Origin of the sequence: Paulownia witches'-broom phytoplasma (genome assembly GCF_019396865.1) — a bacterium.
Classification (GTDB): Bacteria; Bacillota_I; Bacilli_A; order Acholeplasmatales; family Acholeplasmataceae; genus Phytoplasma; species Phytoplasma asteris.
This window is the reverse complement of the sequence record NZ_CP066882.1, coordinates 512,022-528,090: the sequence shown is the minus strand read 5'-3', so window position 1 is coordinate 528,090 and position 16,069 is coordinate 512,022. Positions and strand designations below refer to the sequence as shown.

At 27.5% G+C, this 16,069-nt stretch carries 14 protein-coding genes and 1 pseudogene; all 15 read right to left on the bottom strand.

Annotated elements, in window-relative coordinates; all coding sequences use genetic code 11:
- Nucleotides 1-537: 537 nt before the first annotated feature.
- On the bottom strand, nucleotides 538-1,593 hold the full coding sequence (locus tag HGD80_RS02795; RefSeq protein WP_219474339.1) for a hypothetical protein: 1,056 nt from the start codon (nucleotides 1,591-1,593) through the stop codon (nucleotides 538-540).
- 105 nt (nucleotides 1,594-1,698) lie between these two features.
- Nucleotides 1,699-2,436 carry a hypothetical protein gene (locus HGD80_RS02790; RefSeq protein ID WP_219474336.1) on the bottom strand — a complete coding sequence of 246 codons (738 nt, stop codon included), beginning with the start codon at nucleotides 2,434-2,436 and terminating at the stop codon, nucleotides 1,699-1,701.
- A 307-nt stretch (nucleotides 2,437-2,743) separates the two neighbouring features.
- Entirely contained in the window at nucleotides 2,744-3,682 is a 939-nt protein-coding gene (locus tag HGD80_RS02785; protein WP_121463834.1) for an IS3 family transposase, read from the bottom strand.
- Between the two features lie 416 nt (nucleotides 3,683-4,098).
- Nucleotides 4,099-4,725 (bottom strand): phase variable surface lipoprotein, encoded by a 627-nt coding sequence (locus HGD80_RS02780; RefSeq protein WP_121463833.1) that lies wholly within the window; start codon nucleotides 4,723-4,725, stop codon nucleotides 4,099-4,101.
- A 153-nt stretch (nucleotides 4,726-4,878) separates the two neighbouring features.
- On the bottom strand, nucleotides 4,879-6,204 hold the full coding sequence (locus HGD80_RS02775; RefSeq protein WP_219474334.1) for a toprim domain-containing protein: 1,326 nt from the start codon (nucleotides 6,202-6,204) through the stop codon (nucleotides 4,879-4,881).
- Between the two features lie 11 nt (nucleotides 6,205-6,215).
- On the bottom strand, nucleotides 6,216-7,709 hold the full coding sequence (locus HGD80_RS02770; protein ID WP_121463831.1) for a replicative DNA helicase: 1,494 nt from the start codon (nucleotides 7,707-7,709) through the stop codon (nucleotides 6,216-6,218).
- 2 nt (nucleotides 7,710-7,711) lie between these two features.
- Entirely contained in the window at nucleotides 7,712-8,335 is a 624-nt protein-coding gene (locus HGD80_RS02765; protein WP_121463830.1) for a hypothetical protein, read from the bottom strand.
- A 37-nt stretch (nucleotides 8,336-8,372) separates the two neighbouring features.
- Entirely contained in the window at nucleotides 8,373-8,522 is a 150-nt protein-coding gene (locus HGD80_RS02760; RefSeq protein WP_201736602.1) for a hypothetical protein, read from the bottom strand.
- Entirely contained in the window at nucleotides 8,506-9,144 is a 639-nt protein-coding gene (gene tmk / locus HGD80_RS02755) for a dTMP kinase (protein WP_219474331.1), read from the bottom strand. Before tmk ends, HGD80_RS02760 begins: the two co-directional genes overlap by 17 nt.
- A 77-nt stretch (nucleotides 9,145-9,221) precedes the next feature.
- Complete coding sequence (locus HGD80_RS02750) at nucleotides 9,222-9,863, bottom strand: YqaJ viral recombinase family protein (RefSeq protein WP_121463828.1); 642 nt, start codon at nucleotides 9,861-9,863, stop codon at nucleotides 9,222-9,224.
- Between the two features lie 540 nt (nucleotides 9,864-10,403).
- A complete protein-coding gene (locus HGD80_RS05605) occupies nucleotides 10,404-11,234 on the bottom strand; it encodes a hypothetical protein (protein ID WP_318839862.1) in 831 nt (276 codons plus the stop codon).
- Nucleotides 11,235-11,956: 722 nt separating this feature from the next.
- Nucleotides 11,957-12,295 carry an SVM family protein gene (locus tag HGD80_RS02740; RefSeq protein ID WP_121463825.1) on the bottom strand — a complete coding sequence of 113 codons (339 nt, stop codon included), beginning with the start codon at nucleotides 12,293-12,295 and terminating at the stop codon, nucleotides 11,957-11,959.
- Between the two features lie 23 nt (nucleotides 12,296-12,318).
- The gene (locus tag HGD80_RS02735; RefSeq protein WP_121463824.1) at nucleotides 12,319-13,152 is read right to left on the bottom strand and encodes a hypothetical protein; all 834 of its coding nucleotides are present in this window, start codon (nucleotides 13,150-13,152) and stop codon (nucleotides 12,319-12,321) included.
- Nucleotides 13,153-13,274: 122 nt separating this feature from the next.
- Entirely contained in the window at nucleotides 13,275-14,897 is a 1,623-nt protein-coding gene (locus tag HGD80_RS02730) for a DNA double-strand break repair protein Rad50 (RefSeq protein WP_219474329.1), read from the bottom strand.
- Nucleotides 14,897-16,063, bottom strand: a pseudogene (locus tag HGD80_RS02725) (AAA family ATPase). Before HGD80_RS02725 ends, HGD80_RS02730 begins: the two are co-directional and overlap by 1 nt.
- Nucleotides 16,064-16,069: the final 6 nt, after the last annotated feature.

The window sequence follows — 16,069 nt, the reverse complement described above, 5'->3', positions numbered from 1 at the left end:
AAAAGTTGCATATAAAACGACATGGGTTTCATTTTTTTACACAATAATGCGGAGTTTTTAATTTTAGGTCGGTTATGCTATATAATAACAAGGTTAAATGGCAATATCGCCACCATAAACACTAGCGATTTTTCCTGGAAGAGACAAAAAAATGAAAAAAAGTTGTCAAAAAAACGATCAAAAAAAACCCTTAAAAATAAAAAAAATGCCCTCATTTGAGGGGGGTCTAAATTAGGTTAAAAAATGATTCATTTTAATTTATGCCAAAATTGTTAAAATTAAAAGTAAGTGTTTTCCTAGGGTTTTGAGGACTGCTTTTTCATTAAATCAAATTTAAGGGGGGTATAAATCAATCCTAGGGTAAATTACCCTAATTGTATTTAAATCAAAGCAAGAGGGGCAAAATAATGCGTTTAAAGGGCATTCCTGATTTAGGGGTTATTTTAAAATTAAAATTTAGATTGTTTATTTAAGAAGATATCACATTTCATTCAAATTAATGAAAAAGACCAACTTAAAGTTGGTCTTAATTATTATTTATTTATTATCTTGTTTAGTATTAAATTTCTTGGTATAAAGGGTAATGTATTGTTTGACTGGGTTGAAGTGAAGGTAGTAGGTTTTGTACTTAAAATCATCCTTAAAGTTTTCAATACTTTCAAACTCAGTACATTGAAATCCATCTATGAAAAAGTCTTTATCTTCTTCAATTAACCATTTTGGTCCTTCGTAGTTAAGTTCTATAGTGTGGTTGGTTGGGTCAGGGAGTAATAATACTTTGAATTGTGAATCTTCGCTTTTTCGTTTGTCGTGAAAGGTGCCAAAATAATCAGTTTGTCTGTTTTTATATTTCCATTTATTGAAAGGGTTTTTGTAAAAAGGTGGGATGTCAGTTGGTTCATATTCTTGGTGTTGGCCTTTGCCTAAGCCATCTAAGCCATAGAAGACGTATTTTATATTAATCATTGGTCTACCTTTAAGAGTTTCGCGTGAATTTTTATATAAATACCATGTTTCCCCATCAGCTCCTAAATATGGTTTTTCATTTGAAGGTATGGCGTATTTTTTGTCAATTGGGTATCGTTCATGAATTTGATGACCGTAAAAATATTCTTCTTTTACTTCAGTTGTTTTATCGGGGATGGGATAAATTTTAGGTTTGGAGTTTGTTATGTCGTATTTATTGTCTAAAAATATAAAACCACCAAAAATAGCAAATATACTTAGCATAATACCATAATATATAATTATAATTTTTTTAGGATTTGTTTTTTTAAAGTTTTTTATTTTTAATTTGCCGAGTGAAAACTGAATTTGAGATAAATCTGTTTGTTGTTGGTTTAATTCAGTTTGGATTGAATTTATTTCAGTTTGTAATTTTGTTTTATCTTGGGGTGATAAAATTTTATTATTTGATAATTCAGTTATTTTTTGATTTAATTTTTCTTGATTAATTTCAATTTGTTTTTTTATATTTTCTAAGTTATTTAATTTATTATTGACATTTTTTGAGATAAAATATATCCACAAAGGAGCCACCACAAATGACCCCCCAATTAAACTTAAAATAACTATTATTCCTATAATATACATAATTAATTTCCTTTTTTCATTTTTTTTACTAATTACTAATTAATACAAAAACTAACAAACTTATTTTATCACAAATACTAAATTAGATAGCTTTATTGTTAATATTTACCAAGGCCACCACCTTTTAACTGTGTCCCACTTAGTAGCTATAGCAGTTCCGCCACCAATTATGCCTCCCAAAAAACCACCTGCAGCCGTTCCGAGACCAGGTAAAAGTGCACTTCCAATTATAGCTCCTGATTTAGCTCCTGAGTATGTAACTCCTCCGATGTTTGCTGCTGTTATTGTGCTATCTACAGTTATTTCCCAAGATTCTGAGGATTTTGTAAATTTATCTTTATTATTTTCTAAATTAGTTATTTTGGAATTTAATCCAGTTATTTCATTTTCCAAAGTTATTTTGGTCTTTTTATGTGCTAATTTTTCGGCTTCTAATTCGTTTTTTAACTTATCAATTTGATGTTGTAATTCTTTATTAGTTCCACTTAAGCCACTATTGGCATCTTCTAAGGCTTTAATTGTTCCTTCTAATTGTAAAATCTTTTTACCTTGTTCGACAAATAAATCTATTTGGCGTTCTAATTGAACTGTTAATCTTTGAATTTCTTGGGCTTGAAGTTGGATAGTTTTTTGTAATTTTTCGATTTCTTCGTCTTTTTGTTTAATTATTTCTTGCAATTGAGTTTCATTAGCTTCTAAGTTATTAATTTTACCATTTAGCTCTTTGATTTTAGATTGTTTTTCGTTTAGTTGTTTAACTAATGTTTCATCAGCGTTACCGTTTTTAACCAATTCATCTTGAATTTCTTTGATTTCTTTGAGCTGTTTCCTTTTTTTAAACAAATTTAATTTTTAAAATGACTCTTTAAGACTAAAAATTAATAGATAATTTCCTATCTTTTCAAACTAAGGAAATATTTTGTTGAATTAAAAAGTGTCTAAACTTTTTTTGATAATTCTTTAGTTTCAAAAGATATTTTTTTAATATTTTAACCCTTCACTATATAGTTAGGTAAAAAAAGTTAAAAACTCGTCAACAAAATGAAAGAAAATGATATTTTTTTTAAATTTTACTATTTTTAGGTAAAAAAAGCGCACTAAAGTAACCTTTTTCAAGGTTATATTATTTTATGTTCATTCAACTAAAAATTTATCTTAGTTTTTGAATATATTGAGATGGAGTTGAATGGTTTAATTTACTTAAAATCCACTTATTATTCCAAAATTTAGGAAAATGATTAATTAATTTTTTCATTTTATCAGGAGATTTTTGAAATAAAAAAGGATTTTGATGTTGTAAAATTGTTTTCATTTGGCCGAAAAAGTTTTCAATGATGGCGTTATCACGAGGGGTAGCTTTTCTTGACATGCTGATTAAAAAACCTTTTTTTGTTAAAGTTTGTTGAATTTTGAGCGATTGATAAACTTTTCCTTGATCGGAGTGAATGATACAAGGTTCTTTTAATTTTGGAAGTTTTTTAATAGTATTTAAAACTAAATCTTTATTTTGTTGGTTTGAAACATGTGAAGCAATTATTTGGTTGTTAAAAGAGTCGATAATACAAGAAAAATAGAGAAAACCTTGATTCGTTTTGAAATAAGTGATGTCAGTAAAGAGTTTTTGGAGGGGTTTGGTGGCCATAAAATCTTGATTGATTAAATTAGGAATTATTTGGAGATTATTTTTTAAATTATGGTAAGTAAAATTTTTTTTGATTCTTAAACGACAACTAATGTCGTTTTTTTTCATGATGAGATAAACTTTTTTCTTGGTGATGAATTCGTTAAAGATTTTTTGGTATAAATCAGTGATTTTCCGATGACCGTAAAAATATTGATAATGGAAACATAAAGCTTTAATCCGTTTTTGTTGTAACAGGTATTTTTCTTCTTTTTCTTTTAGTTTAGCTTTTATTTTCAACCAATAATAATAAGTACTTCTTTTAATTTGAATTGTTTTTAAAATGGTGGTTAAATTCAGGGTTTGATTGAATTGCTTAACTAAATGAAAAACCATTTTTTTATCAATTTTTTTAATTTTTTCAATCATTTTTTGTAATAATTTAATTTTTTGTTTTAATTTTTGCATCTTAATACCAATTATCTTTATAAATTATTTTAAATATATCAACTATTATAACTCTAAATAAGCGCTTCAGCGCGTGCATCTTTTTGTTTCATAGATAATAATCAATACTTGGGAAGGCAATTAATTTAAAAATTAAAGTTGATTTAATGATTGAAATAAATTAAAAAAATAAAATTACTAAAAAGAGGTTTTTATGATATCGATAAATAATAATGATATAAAAAATGATAATGCGATAATATCAAATATCGAGTATCATTATCATTATCGATATAAAATATCAAATATCACTCCTTCAATGAGTTAATCTTTATATAGATTATTTTCAAAGTCAAATTGTCATAAAAGTGTCAGTGAAGTGTCATAAAAACGTCAATAAAGTGTCATAAAAGCGTCAATGAAGTGTCATAAAAGTGTCATTCTTGTTGTTTAGGTATATATTTATATTTGGGATGTAGCTTTTTAACCCGATAACCTTGTTTATCTTTTGTTAAAAAAGATTGAATGTATTTTAAATCTTCTTGGCGATAATAGATGATGTTTAACCCTTTCTTATAGTTTGTTTTTATGGGTTTATGATATTTATCCAGTTTTTGAGGGTCTAGTTGGTATAATTGTAAGTTTTCTAGTTTATGAAGATTGATTTTGCCAATTAATTTTTTGATGATATTTTTAGATTCATTTTTATAATTGATTTGGAAGATATTAAATAGGTATTTAAGGGAGTTATTTTGTCTTTTAAGTGGGGTTAAATCAGAAAGTAATAGTTTGCTATTACTAGAAGAAAAATTATCATTAATTAAGGTTATTTTTGTTTGTTTCATTTCTTCTAAGATTTGAGGATCGACGAAGAGAGTTTGGTTTTTGGGACGGTAATTAGCTTCTTGGTAAGTATTTTTCTTTTTGGAATGAGCAATAATAGTGAGATTAATTAAATCTTCTTTTAATATTTTTAAAAATTTTTTAATTTGGGTTAAATCATTAGGGGTGGTTTTTGTGTTCCAGCCCCCGATTCTAATTTCTTGACTAGTGTCGTTTTTCATTTCTTTTCTCCTTTTGTTTGGTTTGTTATAAAAATAAAAAACCCGAATTTGCGAAAAATAAAATCGCAAAATTTAGGGTATATGCGCTTATTTTGGGGTATGTTGATATATTTATATGTGTAGATGTTATATATTTTGGTGTAAAAAAATAATTTAATTAATTACTTCTACTTTGTCTTCGCCAAAGAAATGAACCGCTAAATCGACGATGATTTTCTTTTTGGCCTCTTCATAAGTAATGTATGGAGCTAAAAAACATTTTTGATATGCTTCTTTTCCGTATTGACCGATTAAATCATCGACATCTTTACAAGTTTGATCATAAGGGGGTAGAATTCTTCTAATTTCATAAGGGATTTCTTGTAAGGTTAGTTGTTCTCCTAAGGCTTCGCTTCGTTTTCGGCCTGTTTCGTCATTATCTAAGGCAATAATTACTTTGATATTTTCTTTTTTTAGAATTTCTAGTTGAGATTGAGAAAGTAATTGAGTGACACAAATGAGCCCGACCACGTTTTTAATTCCGTTTTGCCAACAACTAATGACATCGAAAAAACCTTCATGGATGATGATAATTTTCTTTTGTTTAATATATGGTAACGCTTCAAAAAAACGATAACTAAAATGAAAGGTCGGTGTTTTACTAAAATTATTTAATGATTGATATTTTGGTTGAAAGTAAGAAACTTCGCGAAAATGGTTTTGATAAAAATGAAAAGTTTGATGATAACCATTTTCAATGGGGATAATAATTGAACCATGGAAAGTATCATGATAATATTTTTTTCTTTGTTGATTAGTTTTTTCTTTGATAAAACCATATTCTAATAATTTATCGATATTAATATTTTTCTTTTGACAGTAATTTACTAACCGAAAAGATAAAGGTTTATCAGATAATGGGGCATAACCAAGTTGAAATTCTTTGATGGTTTCTAGGGTTAATTTTCTTTTTTGGGTTAAATAAGTTAATCCTGGTTGGCTTTCGTTGTTGCGATTAATGGTTAATAAATAATGATAATAATCTCTAATTTGGTTGAATAAGGGTGAGATTTTTTTAAATAATTGTTTCTTTTTGATATTAATTTCCTGTTCGTCAACTGGTTGTTTTGGTTTAATTGGATGATATGGTTGTTGAAAAGGGTTAGTAGTTGTTTGCGTTGTTTCTTTTTCTTGTTGGATTAAGGTTTTAAATTCGAAAGAATTCATAAATCCTTCTATTCTTTGAATCGCTTTAGAAAAAGATTTAATTTGACGGATAGTCATATAAACATCAATCAGATCGTAATCTCGACCACATTTCCAACAATGAATTTTGTTAGTAGAAGTGAAATGACAACAAGTAGGATTGTTTCCTTGATGAATGGGACAAGGGAAACGATATTTGGGGTTGAAGTTTGGTGGTATGATATTTAATTTTTTTAATAAAACTGACATGGGGAAATGAATTTGGATGTGTTTTATTTTTTCTTGATAATTCATTGATAAATTCCTTAATAATTTTCTAATAGATAAGGTAAGATATAACCTATTTCTTGAAAGGTTTGGGTGGTCATTTCAAAGTGATAAACTAAGTTTTTTTTAGTACCACTTCGATTCTTTTTAATAGATAATTCAATGATTTTTTGAGATTCATTGTTTTTTGATGCTAAATATAATTGATTACAATTTTGATTATAGATATTCAAAGGTTTTTCTTGGTCTTTGGATAGTTTGGGTTGGAATTCAGACATCATTAAGACGATGTCGGAGTTGGTTTCGATACCACCACTTCCTTTTAAAGCGGTGATTTCAGGGGATTTTCCTTGGTAATGGCTATAAGTATCTCTCGAAAATTGTGAGAGAATGATAATAACGATGTTTAATTCCATGGCTAATTGTTTGAGTTTAGTCATAATTTCGTCAATGGCTAGACGGTCATTTTCTAAATGATTTGTGGCTTTTGTAATTTGAAGATGATCGATGACAATCATTTCAACTTTTTTTTCTAAATGAAGGCGATAAACTAAATCAATGATATAATCAATGTTTTTACTTTTGTCATAACTAAACGATAAATTAATGTTAACAAAAAATTGTTTGGCTTGTTTCATCCTTTCCGTGTATTTGAGTAGTGTGATGTTTAAATCTTTCAAATTTTTATCTAAAATAACATCTAGAGGAATTTGAGTTTGGTGGGCTAATAATCGACTTAAATTTTCTTCTAAGGTCATTTCATAAGAAAAAACTAACATATGGGGATAATGTTTAGTTTCTTGATGTTTGGTTTTGGCGATATCTAAAAGAAGATTGTAGACAAAAGTGGTTTTACCTAATCCAGTATAGCCCCCAATGGTGATGATTTGACTTTTTTTAAATCCTTTTGTGGCTTGATTTAAGCCTCGGAAAGTTTTTGATAAGCGGTAATATTCTTCTTGGATTTTTTGTTTGGATTGTTGATCGGTTTTAAAAAACTCAGGATGACAAGAGGACATTTGATTTAAAGTTAATAAGGTTTGGTCTGATTTGTGAGGAATCAAAGTCATAAATTTTCTTAATTTATCAAAGATTTCTTGGTAATATAAGTTTTTAGTGTAAGGATCTTGATTTTCAAAAGAAGGACTAATAAATTTTAAGAGTTGTCGGAACAGTTTTTCTTGGGTATAGGTATGTTTTAAGTTATCTAAGAAATTAAGGTTATTTTCCTTACTAAAATCATCACTTAAAAAAGATAATGATTCTTTAGTAAAGTTATCTTGGGGGAAATAGGTTTGAAGATAGGTGAGTAATTCTTCGATTATCTCATTTTGAGACTTTATTTTATCAAAGGGATGATTAGTTATTTTTCCTAAAGTTAAATATTTTAAGGCCTGAAAGATTTTTGTATGTTGTTTATCTAAAAAAGATTGTGGATCAATGAGCTGAAAATAAAAACTTAATTGTTCAGCTTTATTTTGGTTCATATAGGAAATGATTTGTTTTAACGCTTTTTGTTCGTTGGTTAACATTTTTATATTAAATCCTTTTTTATTTTTTTAATGATGTTGATGTTAGAAAAAGGGATGAATTGACGGGTAATTAAGTTTTGTAAGAAATTGTTGGCTGAATTGGAAAATAAGTTAATTACTTGATTAATGCCTTGGATTTTTCCTTGGTTGATTTTATTGTTTAGTCTTTGAGTTTCTGGTTCGTTGTTGATTAATAAATAAAACTCAAAACGAGTATCTAATTTTTTGAGTTGTTGGGCCTCTATCATGGCTTGTTTATAGCGTTCACGAAGACATGTTTTAAAATTAAAAGCGATGATTCTTTTCTTTTTAGTAAATAAAACTAAATCAAATTTAATGTCAGGGATAAAAAATAAATTTACTTGAGGGTATAAATTAGTGATTCCTTTATTGTTTAAGTATAATAAAATTAAATATTCATTGATTTTACCACAAATGACTTTTTGACTTTGAGAGTTGATGTTATTTTGGTTAAAATAATGGTTTAATTGTTGGTAATTGGTTTTCATATACTTGTCAACAGAAAGATTAAAGGTAGTTTTTTTAAAAAAACATTTTAAGATTTCCACAGTTTGGATATTAGTATTAAATTGTTGAATATTAAAAAAATCTTGGTTATTTAACATTTGATATTCCTTTCTTTAAATAAAAAAAACCTTTAAATTAAGGTCTTTTGTTGGTTTTTTTAGTTTTAAAAATTCTTTTTGTTTTCCAGGTAATGATGCCATCTTTATGAATGGTTTTGATTTTTCCATTAGAAAAATAGATGTAAGTATTGCCATTTTGGCAGGTCTTTTTAGTTATGATCGCCATTTGATAGTGCTCCTATTTGTTTAATAATTTGTTTGACATTAGATTTGATAGAATCACTTCCGTTTAAAATTAATTTATTAACTCCACTAGTATAATGAGTGATATAATGATCATATCCTTGGCGAACATTTTGAAAATAAGTTAATGATTGTCTTTCAATGAGATCTCTTTGATGGTTTTTTTGATTTTTCTTTCTGGTTCTTCCGATAAGAGGGTCAATGTCTAAATAAATTAATAAATCAGGTTTTTTTAAGATAGTTTCATGATTTATCTTAAAGATCTTTTTTAAAGGTAAAAGTTGTTTCTTTTCCTTAGAAAAGGGAAATAATTGATAAGCATAAGTAGATGGTAACCAACGGTCTAAGATAATTAATTGGTTATTTTTTAATTGAGGAACAATTAATTCCGCTTGGATTTGAGACATATTAGCCAGACTTAAATAAAAACGAGTGATATAATCTACTTGTTGAAAATTTAAAAATAAATCTCTAATTTCCTTCCCAAGTGAACTACTCCCTAAACCTTGATACAGTTGATGAGGGGTTTTTAATTGGGGTTGAAGGGCGTGAATAAGAGAAGTTTTTCCACTCCCGTCAAGTCCTTCGAAAACGATTAATTTCATGATTGATTTCTCCTTTAATTTTCAATTTGGGTATAAAAAAAAGACCTTCAATTTGAAGGTCTAAAAGTATGAATTAATTATTTGATTTTGCTTAATTGTTTTAAATAAGTGGTTTTTTCTAATTCGTTTTTGGCTTTGGTTAAAAGAGTTAAGTATTTTTGACTATCTTGAATCATTTTGGTAATAAAATTATTGTCTAAGTAAATTCTGACTACATGATAATCATTATCATTAAAATAAACTAAAAAGTAGGCAAATGTTGCTTGGGAACAATAAAGTTGGCATTGTACTTGGGCCCAGTAGTATTGAGGGATATGTTCGAGTTGAGGATGAGTTAAAAACTGAGTCCAAGTGGATGATATTGCTTGGTTTTCGTTCACAAAAGGACATTTTATTTCTAAAACGATTTTGTTTTGTTCGTTGTAACCATCCAAAGAAGCAGAAAAAAGATTAACCTGATCGTCAGTAAAAATAGTATCTTCAAAAATTAGATTAGTCTTGTTAATAAAAAATTGACGTGCGATTGGCTCCATTTTTTGTCCATGAAGAGTATATTGATTGGAAGTAAAAGTCGTGCCAAAGAGTTTATCATGGACTAATTGTTCCATGGAACGAAAGGGATCTAATCCCGTAATGGAGGCGATTTCGGAGGCGTTGATGTATTTTTTGCGGTGTTGGTACCACGCTCTCGTCCTTTGGTTTAAATTACTAATTTGCATTTTTATTTTTCTTCTTTCTTGAATATTTTTTTAATTAATAATATCAAATATTTACCTAAATAATAAAATAAACGGAAAAGGTAATAAATAGTTTTAATGATAAAATCAATTAAATATAATAAATGAGGGATAAATAATAAAATAATTATTAATAAACCCAAGTTTAACCATTGATTTTGATAAATAAGAAAATAACTACTTATTTTATGAAGAATATTATTTAACTTTAGTTAACCAAGTATTAAATAGATTCAACATGATAATTTGAATTCTTCGTGGTTAAATATTGATAAAATTGCACCACTATTCCTTGTTTTAGTTGGCGAATACTTAGTTTGACAGTGCAAAGATAGAATTTAATGACATAATAAATGGTTATCAATGGAATAAGTGAAAATAAGGTAATGATTAAAAAGATGAGATTACTGGGTAAAGATTGAAAGAGTTTTTTTATTAACATAGTTTTTGTTTCCTTTCCAAGGTTTTACGTTGTTAAACAAAAAAAGACCCTGATGAGGGTCTTGGTTTGTGATTAAAAATTTAATCTAATTCTTGTGGTTTTGTAGGGGGCGATGTGGTATCTAAAAATTGATAATATCTTTTAGAGCATTCGTTACCATTGATATACCAATCATCAAAAATAAAACCAGTTATATATTTATAATAATGTTGATTGCCGTTTTCATCATAAATAATTCTACTACTACGGCCGAATTTAGCACGGACTTCATCGCCCGAATAATAAAAACCGTATTTGATGTAACATTGATTTAGCCAATTTATATAATTAGTTTGATATTGTTTAGCTAATTTAATTTTGAAAGAGCTATCGTTACAAAGAAGTAAATAAATATTATTATCAGTTTCAAAAAGATGGGAAACGATTTTAACTTTAAAAGGAATATTAAATTTTTTACTACCTATAGGAGCGGATACTTCAAAACCAATTTCAACTTCTTTTATTTCCTTATCGTATTCTCCTTCTTTAATTAAAGTAAGGGAAGTATAAAGATTATTTTCGCGTTTCCAATTACGAATGGCTTGATAAGGATCTAAAGAGTCATGTAATTCAATTACTACTTTTCTTTTTTGAATATTAAAGGCAAAAAGATAAATGTTTTTGGCTCCATTTGAAAGTTTTAATAAATCATTTAAATTATGTTTATTTGAATCAATAATTCTAATCCCATCATCAAAATAAATAGCTTCAATTTTTAAACTATTCAAAGTTTCGGTGGGTAATGGCAAAACCAAACCAGTATTAGTAGTAGCATTATAACAACCTAATTTAATGATTTTTGGTTTTTTAATAATGTTATTTTCAATTAAATATTGATTAATCGCTTCTTCTTGATTTTGGTCTGCAAACATGTTAATTATTATTAATTCTTTATTTACATTTTCTTCTTGCGGTTTTTGATTGACATCCCAAAAAACAAAAGCTTCTTCGATAGCAATTTCGTATTCTAAGAGGTCTTCTAAGGTGTATTTGTAACTTTCATCAGGATATCCTTTTTTAAAAGGGTTTATTCTTGGTTTGAAATAGACGCCTAAAAGTCCTTGAGGAGGATTTTTAAAATCGTTTATTAAAATCTTATTTTGATAACTATTAAATGATGGAGTAGAAAGTAAAATTTCAATATTACAGTTAAAATATGCTAAATAGGAATTAATATTTTTTTTATTTTCTATAGAATCAGTACTTTTAAAAATGTTAATATCATATCTTTTTGTTTTTGGTTGAAATGTTAACCATTCTTGTTGAAGAGTTTCACAATCAGCTAGTTTTATATTTGATTTAGTTTGACGATGAAAATAAGAATGAGCGGAGACGGAATGAGAAGATAAATGAAAAAGAATGATAATTAAAATAATTATGGAATTTTTAAATAAAGGGTATTTTAGTTAATTTTGGCATATATTGATTACCTCCTAAAAATGTGGTTTTTGAAATAGTTTCTAAGAGACAGTTATATTTAAAATTTTAATGAAACATATTATCTAGTTTTATTTGGTTACCTTACCAGTTATATATATTTGTTAAATAAAAAAAGACCTGAAGGGTCTTTATAAATAATAAAATTTTATATAAATTATTTTTGTTTCTTATTGGGTTTTTTTGAAGAAGAACCTTTTTCTTGAGTTTTGGTTTCTTTAGCTTTTTTTTCTAATATTTTTGTTATTTCTGGGTTTGATAACATTTGAATAATTTTATTTCTGTCTTCTTCTGAATAATTTTCAAGAGTATTATGTAATTCATAAAAATTTTTTACATCTTTTTTAGATTCTTCTTTTGATGAAATTATATCTTTTCCATGATTTTTTTTAGGTGCAGCCATTATTTGATGAACATTATTAGTAATTAAGAATAATCCTAAAAAAGTAAATAAACAAATACTTATTATTTTAAATTGATTTTGTAATTTAACCATTAATTAAATCTCCTTTAATTTTTTTATCCCTCGTCTGAGGTGATGTTGTAGAGGGATTTAAGGGAGGAGATGGTTTGTTTTTGATCATCTTTTTGAGATTTATCATAATCTCGTTGTAATGAATCTCTTAGTTTTATAGCGTTAGATAGCATATTTTCATACTTTTTTTGGGCGGCTTCTAATTTGCCGATTTGGGTTGAAACTTGTGCTATTTGTTCCATTATTTCATTTCGTTCGTCTTGTAATTTAGATATTTCCGCTTGTAATTTATCAATTTCAGGATTATTATAAATTGATATTCCTTGAGTTTGTAGTTGTGATTTTTTATTTTGTAATTGTGATTTTACTTGATTGATTTCTTGTACTTTGTCATCGTGTTTTTTTTGTAAATTAGTTTGTTGAGTTTTTAATGAAGGAAATTTATCTTTAATTTCTTTAATTTCGTGATTATAATTATCACATTTTTGTTGGTATTCATCGATGTTTTTTTGATCTTGTTTTATAAATCCTAAAATTTGTTCCCAAGATTTTCTAATTTTATCAATTTCTATTTTTTCTTCTTGGGAAAGATTATTTGGTAATAAAGATTTGTCATCAGTTTCTGAAAGAACATAAGCTTTAACTTGATCGAAATGAGATTGAGTTGTTTGAAATTTAAGTTTTGGAGGTTCGGTTTCGCGCTTGGATCTTGAAGGTGTTGATTGATTAAATTCATGTTTTAATGATGGTGATTTACCTAATTCTCGTTCTTTTTTAATATCATTAGTTCCTTGGTAAAAACAAATTAATAATAACAATCCAAGAAGTGAAATAATCGCGATAGTTACTAAACATTTTTTAAAAAAATTATTATTCATAAATTTCATTTCCTTTCCGATAATAGTGATTATTATCAAATATTGAAATATGAATATATCACTATTATACAACTTTATTTTTTAAATATCCAATAAAAAGGTTATTAGGTTAAATTTAATGATTATTTATTAGTAATTGGTTGAAAAAATTTAGCATATTTTTTTTCTTTTTGTTTTTCTTCGTAGCGTTTTTGAGCGCGAGCGTAACTAGGATTTTTTTGTTTTAGTTCTTCTTTTGTGTTTACAATTTCTTCGTTTTTGGTTTTGCAAAGTTCGCGGAGATCATTTTCTTTTAGTCTTAATTTTTGTACGTTTTCTCCTGAAACTTCTTTTAGTTTGTTTGTTAAATCTTCGGTTATGGTTTCGTATTCTTTGATTACAGATTCGTCTTGTTGTTTAAATTCAGTTAATTGGTTTTTCTCTGTTTGTATTTCTTTCTTTAAATTTACAGTTTTTTGACGAGTTTCATATTCTTCTTTTTTCTTTTTATAGTCTTTGTAATCGGCATCAAGTTTGTCTGTTTCGCGGTCAATACGAGAACAAATAGAGTCATAAGTTTCTTTTGACATCATTTTAGGTGTTCCATCTTTATTCACAAATATATCTTTGGCTAAATTAATTACTCGATGAGTTTCATGGACCACTAAACCCGCTTTGGCAATAGTTCCAGCGACTTTTTTAGTAACTCCGCCTGCTACTGCTTTTAAGAAACCGCGCCCACCAAAAGCATCCATATATAATTCGGCACCTTGGAAAAGGGCGTCTCGAAGGTTACCAAAACTAAATTCGTGTTTTTTATCCCAGTCATCAAGAGCGATTTTGGATGCGTCTGCGCCTTGTCGTAAAATTTCTAATTGTTTTCTTTCTATTTCGATAGTTGCTGTTTTGACATCGATTTCATCGATGTTTTTTTGAATTTCAGCTCTACGATCCTCCTCGTTTTTGATTTTAGTGAAAAGTTGTTGTTCGCCTGATGTTAATTCATTAAAATCGCGTTGTATTGACTCTTTTAGTTTGATAGCGTTAGATAGCATATTTTCATACTTTTTTTGGGCGGCTTCTAATTTGCCGATTTGGGTTAAAACTTGTGCTATTTGTTCCATTATTTCATTTCGTTCGTCTTGTAATTTAGAGATTTTAGCTTGTAATCTAATCTTATCATCAGGAGAAGCTAATTTTTCTTCTTCTTGTTTTTGTTTAATTTCTTTTTCTTTGGCTTCTTTGTCTTGTTCTAATTGTAAAAGTTTACCTTTTAGGATAGCGATATTACCTGTATTATCTTTTAATTGTTCTTTTAGTTCTTTAATTTTTCCTTCGTTTTTACCTAAGATTTCTTTTATTTTTTCTTTTTGTTCTTGGGTTATTTCTTTGGCTTTATATAATTCTTTTAATTCATCTTCACATTTTTTTAATTCACCTTCCCATTCGGATTTAAGGCCTTTGTAGTTATTAATGGTTTCATCGTATTTGTCAATTGCTTTATCAATTTCACCAATTAATTGACCGACATATTTAGATGATGGTGGTGTTTTGAAAAAAGATAAATAAATAAAACTAAAAAGAAATAAAATAATTAAAAAATAAACTAAATAGCCTTTCCAAGTAGTGCTGTAGTTGTTATGTGTGTTGTCGTATTTTCTTTTGAAGAAAAAGAAAATACTAAAAATAGAGATGGCCGTAATGGCCCAAGTATAATAGGCTCTAAAGTTAATAAAACCTTTAAATAAATCTAGTGGTGTTAACATTATTTAGTTTCTCCTTTCTTTTGATTTTCGATTTGATCTAATGTTTCGATGTTTTGGGAAACGATCATTTGATAAGCTTGTTTTAAATCTTCTTGATTGATTTCATTTCTTTTATTTTCACCAGTTCCTCTATTTTGAGCGAAGACGGTTACCGCTGTTTTTAAAATATTTTCTAAAGTACGATTAGCTTTTAAGAATTGTTGATGATGTGGTAATCTTTCTAAAGCTTCATTAATCACTTCAAATAAGTATTTTTTAGCTTCGTCGCTATAAGGGTTTTTTCTTCTTTTGATTAAGAATTCTAAAAATTGTTGACGTTCAGCTTTGTTACCAGGTTTTACTTCGATGTTGTAAGTGAATCTTGATTTGATGGCTTCATCGATTTGGTCCTCGTGGTTGGTCGCGCCGATAATGAAAATAGGTTTTTCAGGGTTGTTTTCAAATGATGTCATTTCAGTTTTGAATTGGTTAACCACATTGGCAATTTCAGACCCTGCTTCTAAGGTACCTAAATCTGTAAAAATAGTTTCGCATTCATCTAAAAAGATAATGGCGCCATTGTTTTTGTCTACTTCGCGTCTAGCTGCTTCAAATAAATCTTTAACCATTTGCGGAGCTAAGCCTTTATATTTTTGTGAAAATAAAGAGCTACTTACTTCAAAGAATGGGAGTTTGGTTTCTTTGGCTAAGGCTCTTGCTAAAGTTGTTTTTCCTGTTCCTGGAACTCCGTATAACAAGATACCTAATGGAGGTTCCACGTCACCAATACCTTGATAGTTTTCTTGATTTTTAAGATAATCAATAAAACCTTTGACTGCTTTTAATTCTTGTTTAAACCCAATTAATTTATCAAAAGTTGGAAATTTTTGGGGATTAGTAGGTTGGAATTGATTTTTATCTTCTTCAAAGTTTGATATTGCAGAGGATTGGTTTTCTAATAAAATTTGTGATTCTTGCTTATTTTGTTATTCTATTTTTTTGGTTACATCTACATTTTGCTTTTGAAGCGCTTTTATTCCTTGTTGATGTTCTATTATTTGTTTTTCGGTTTCGATTAAAGTTTGATGATGAATCCAAACATAAGTCCCTAAAAATAAGACCATAGATGTTATGATGATTATGATTAAATTAGTTGAATTTTTATTTGATTTGTTTTTGATAGTCATCTTAGT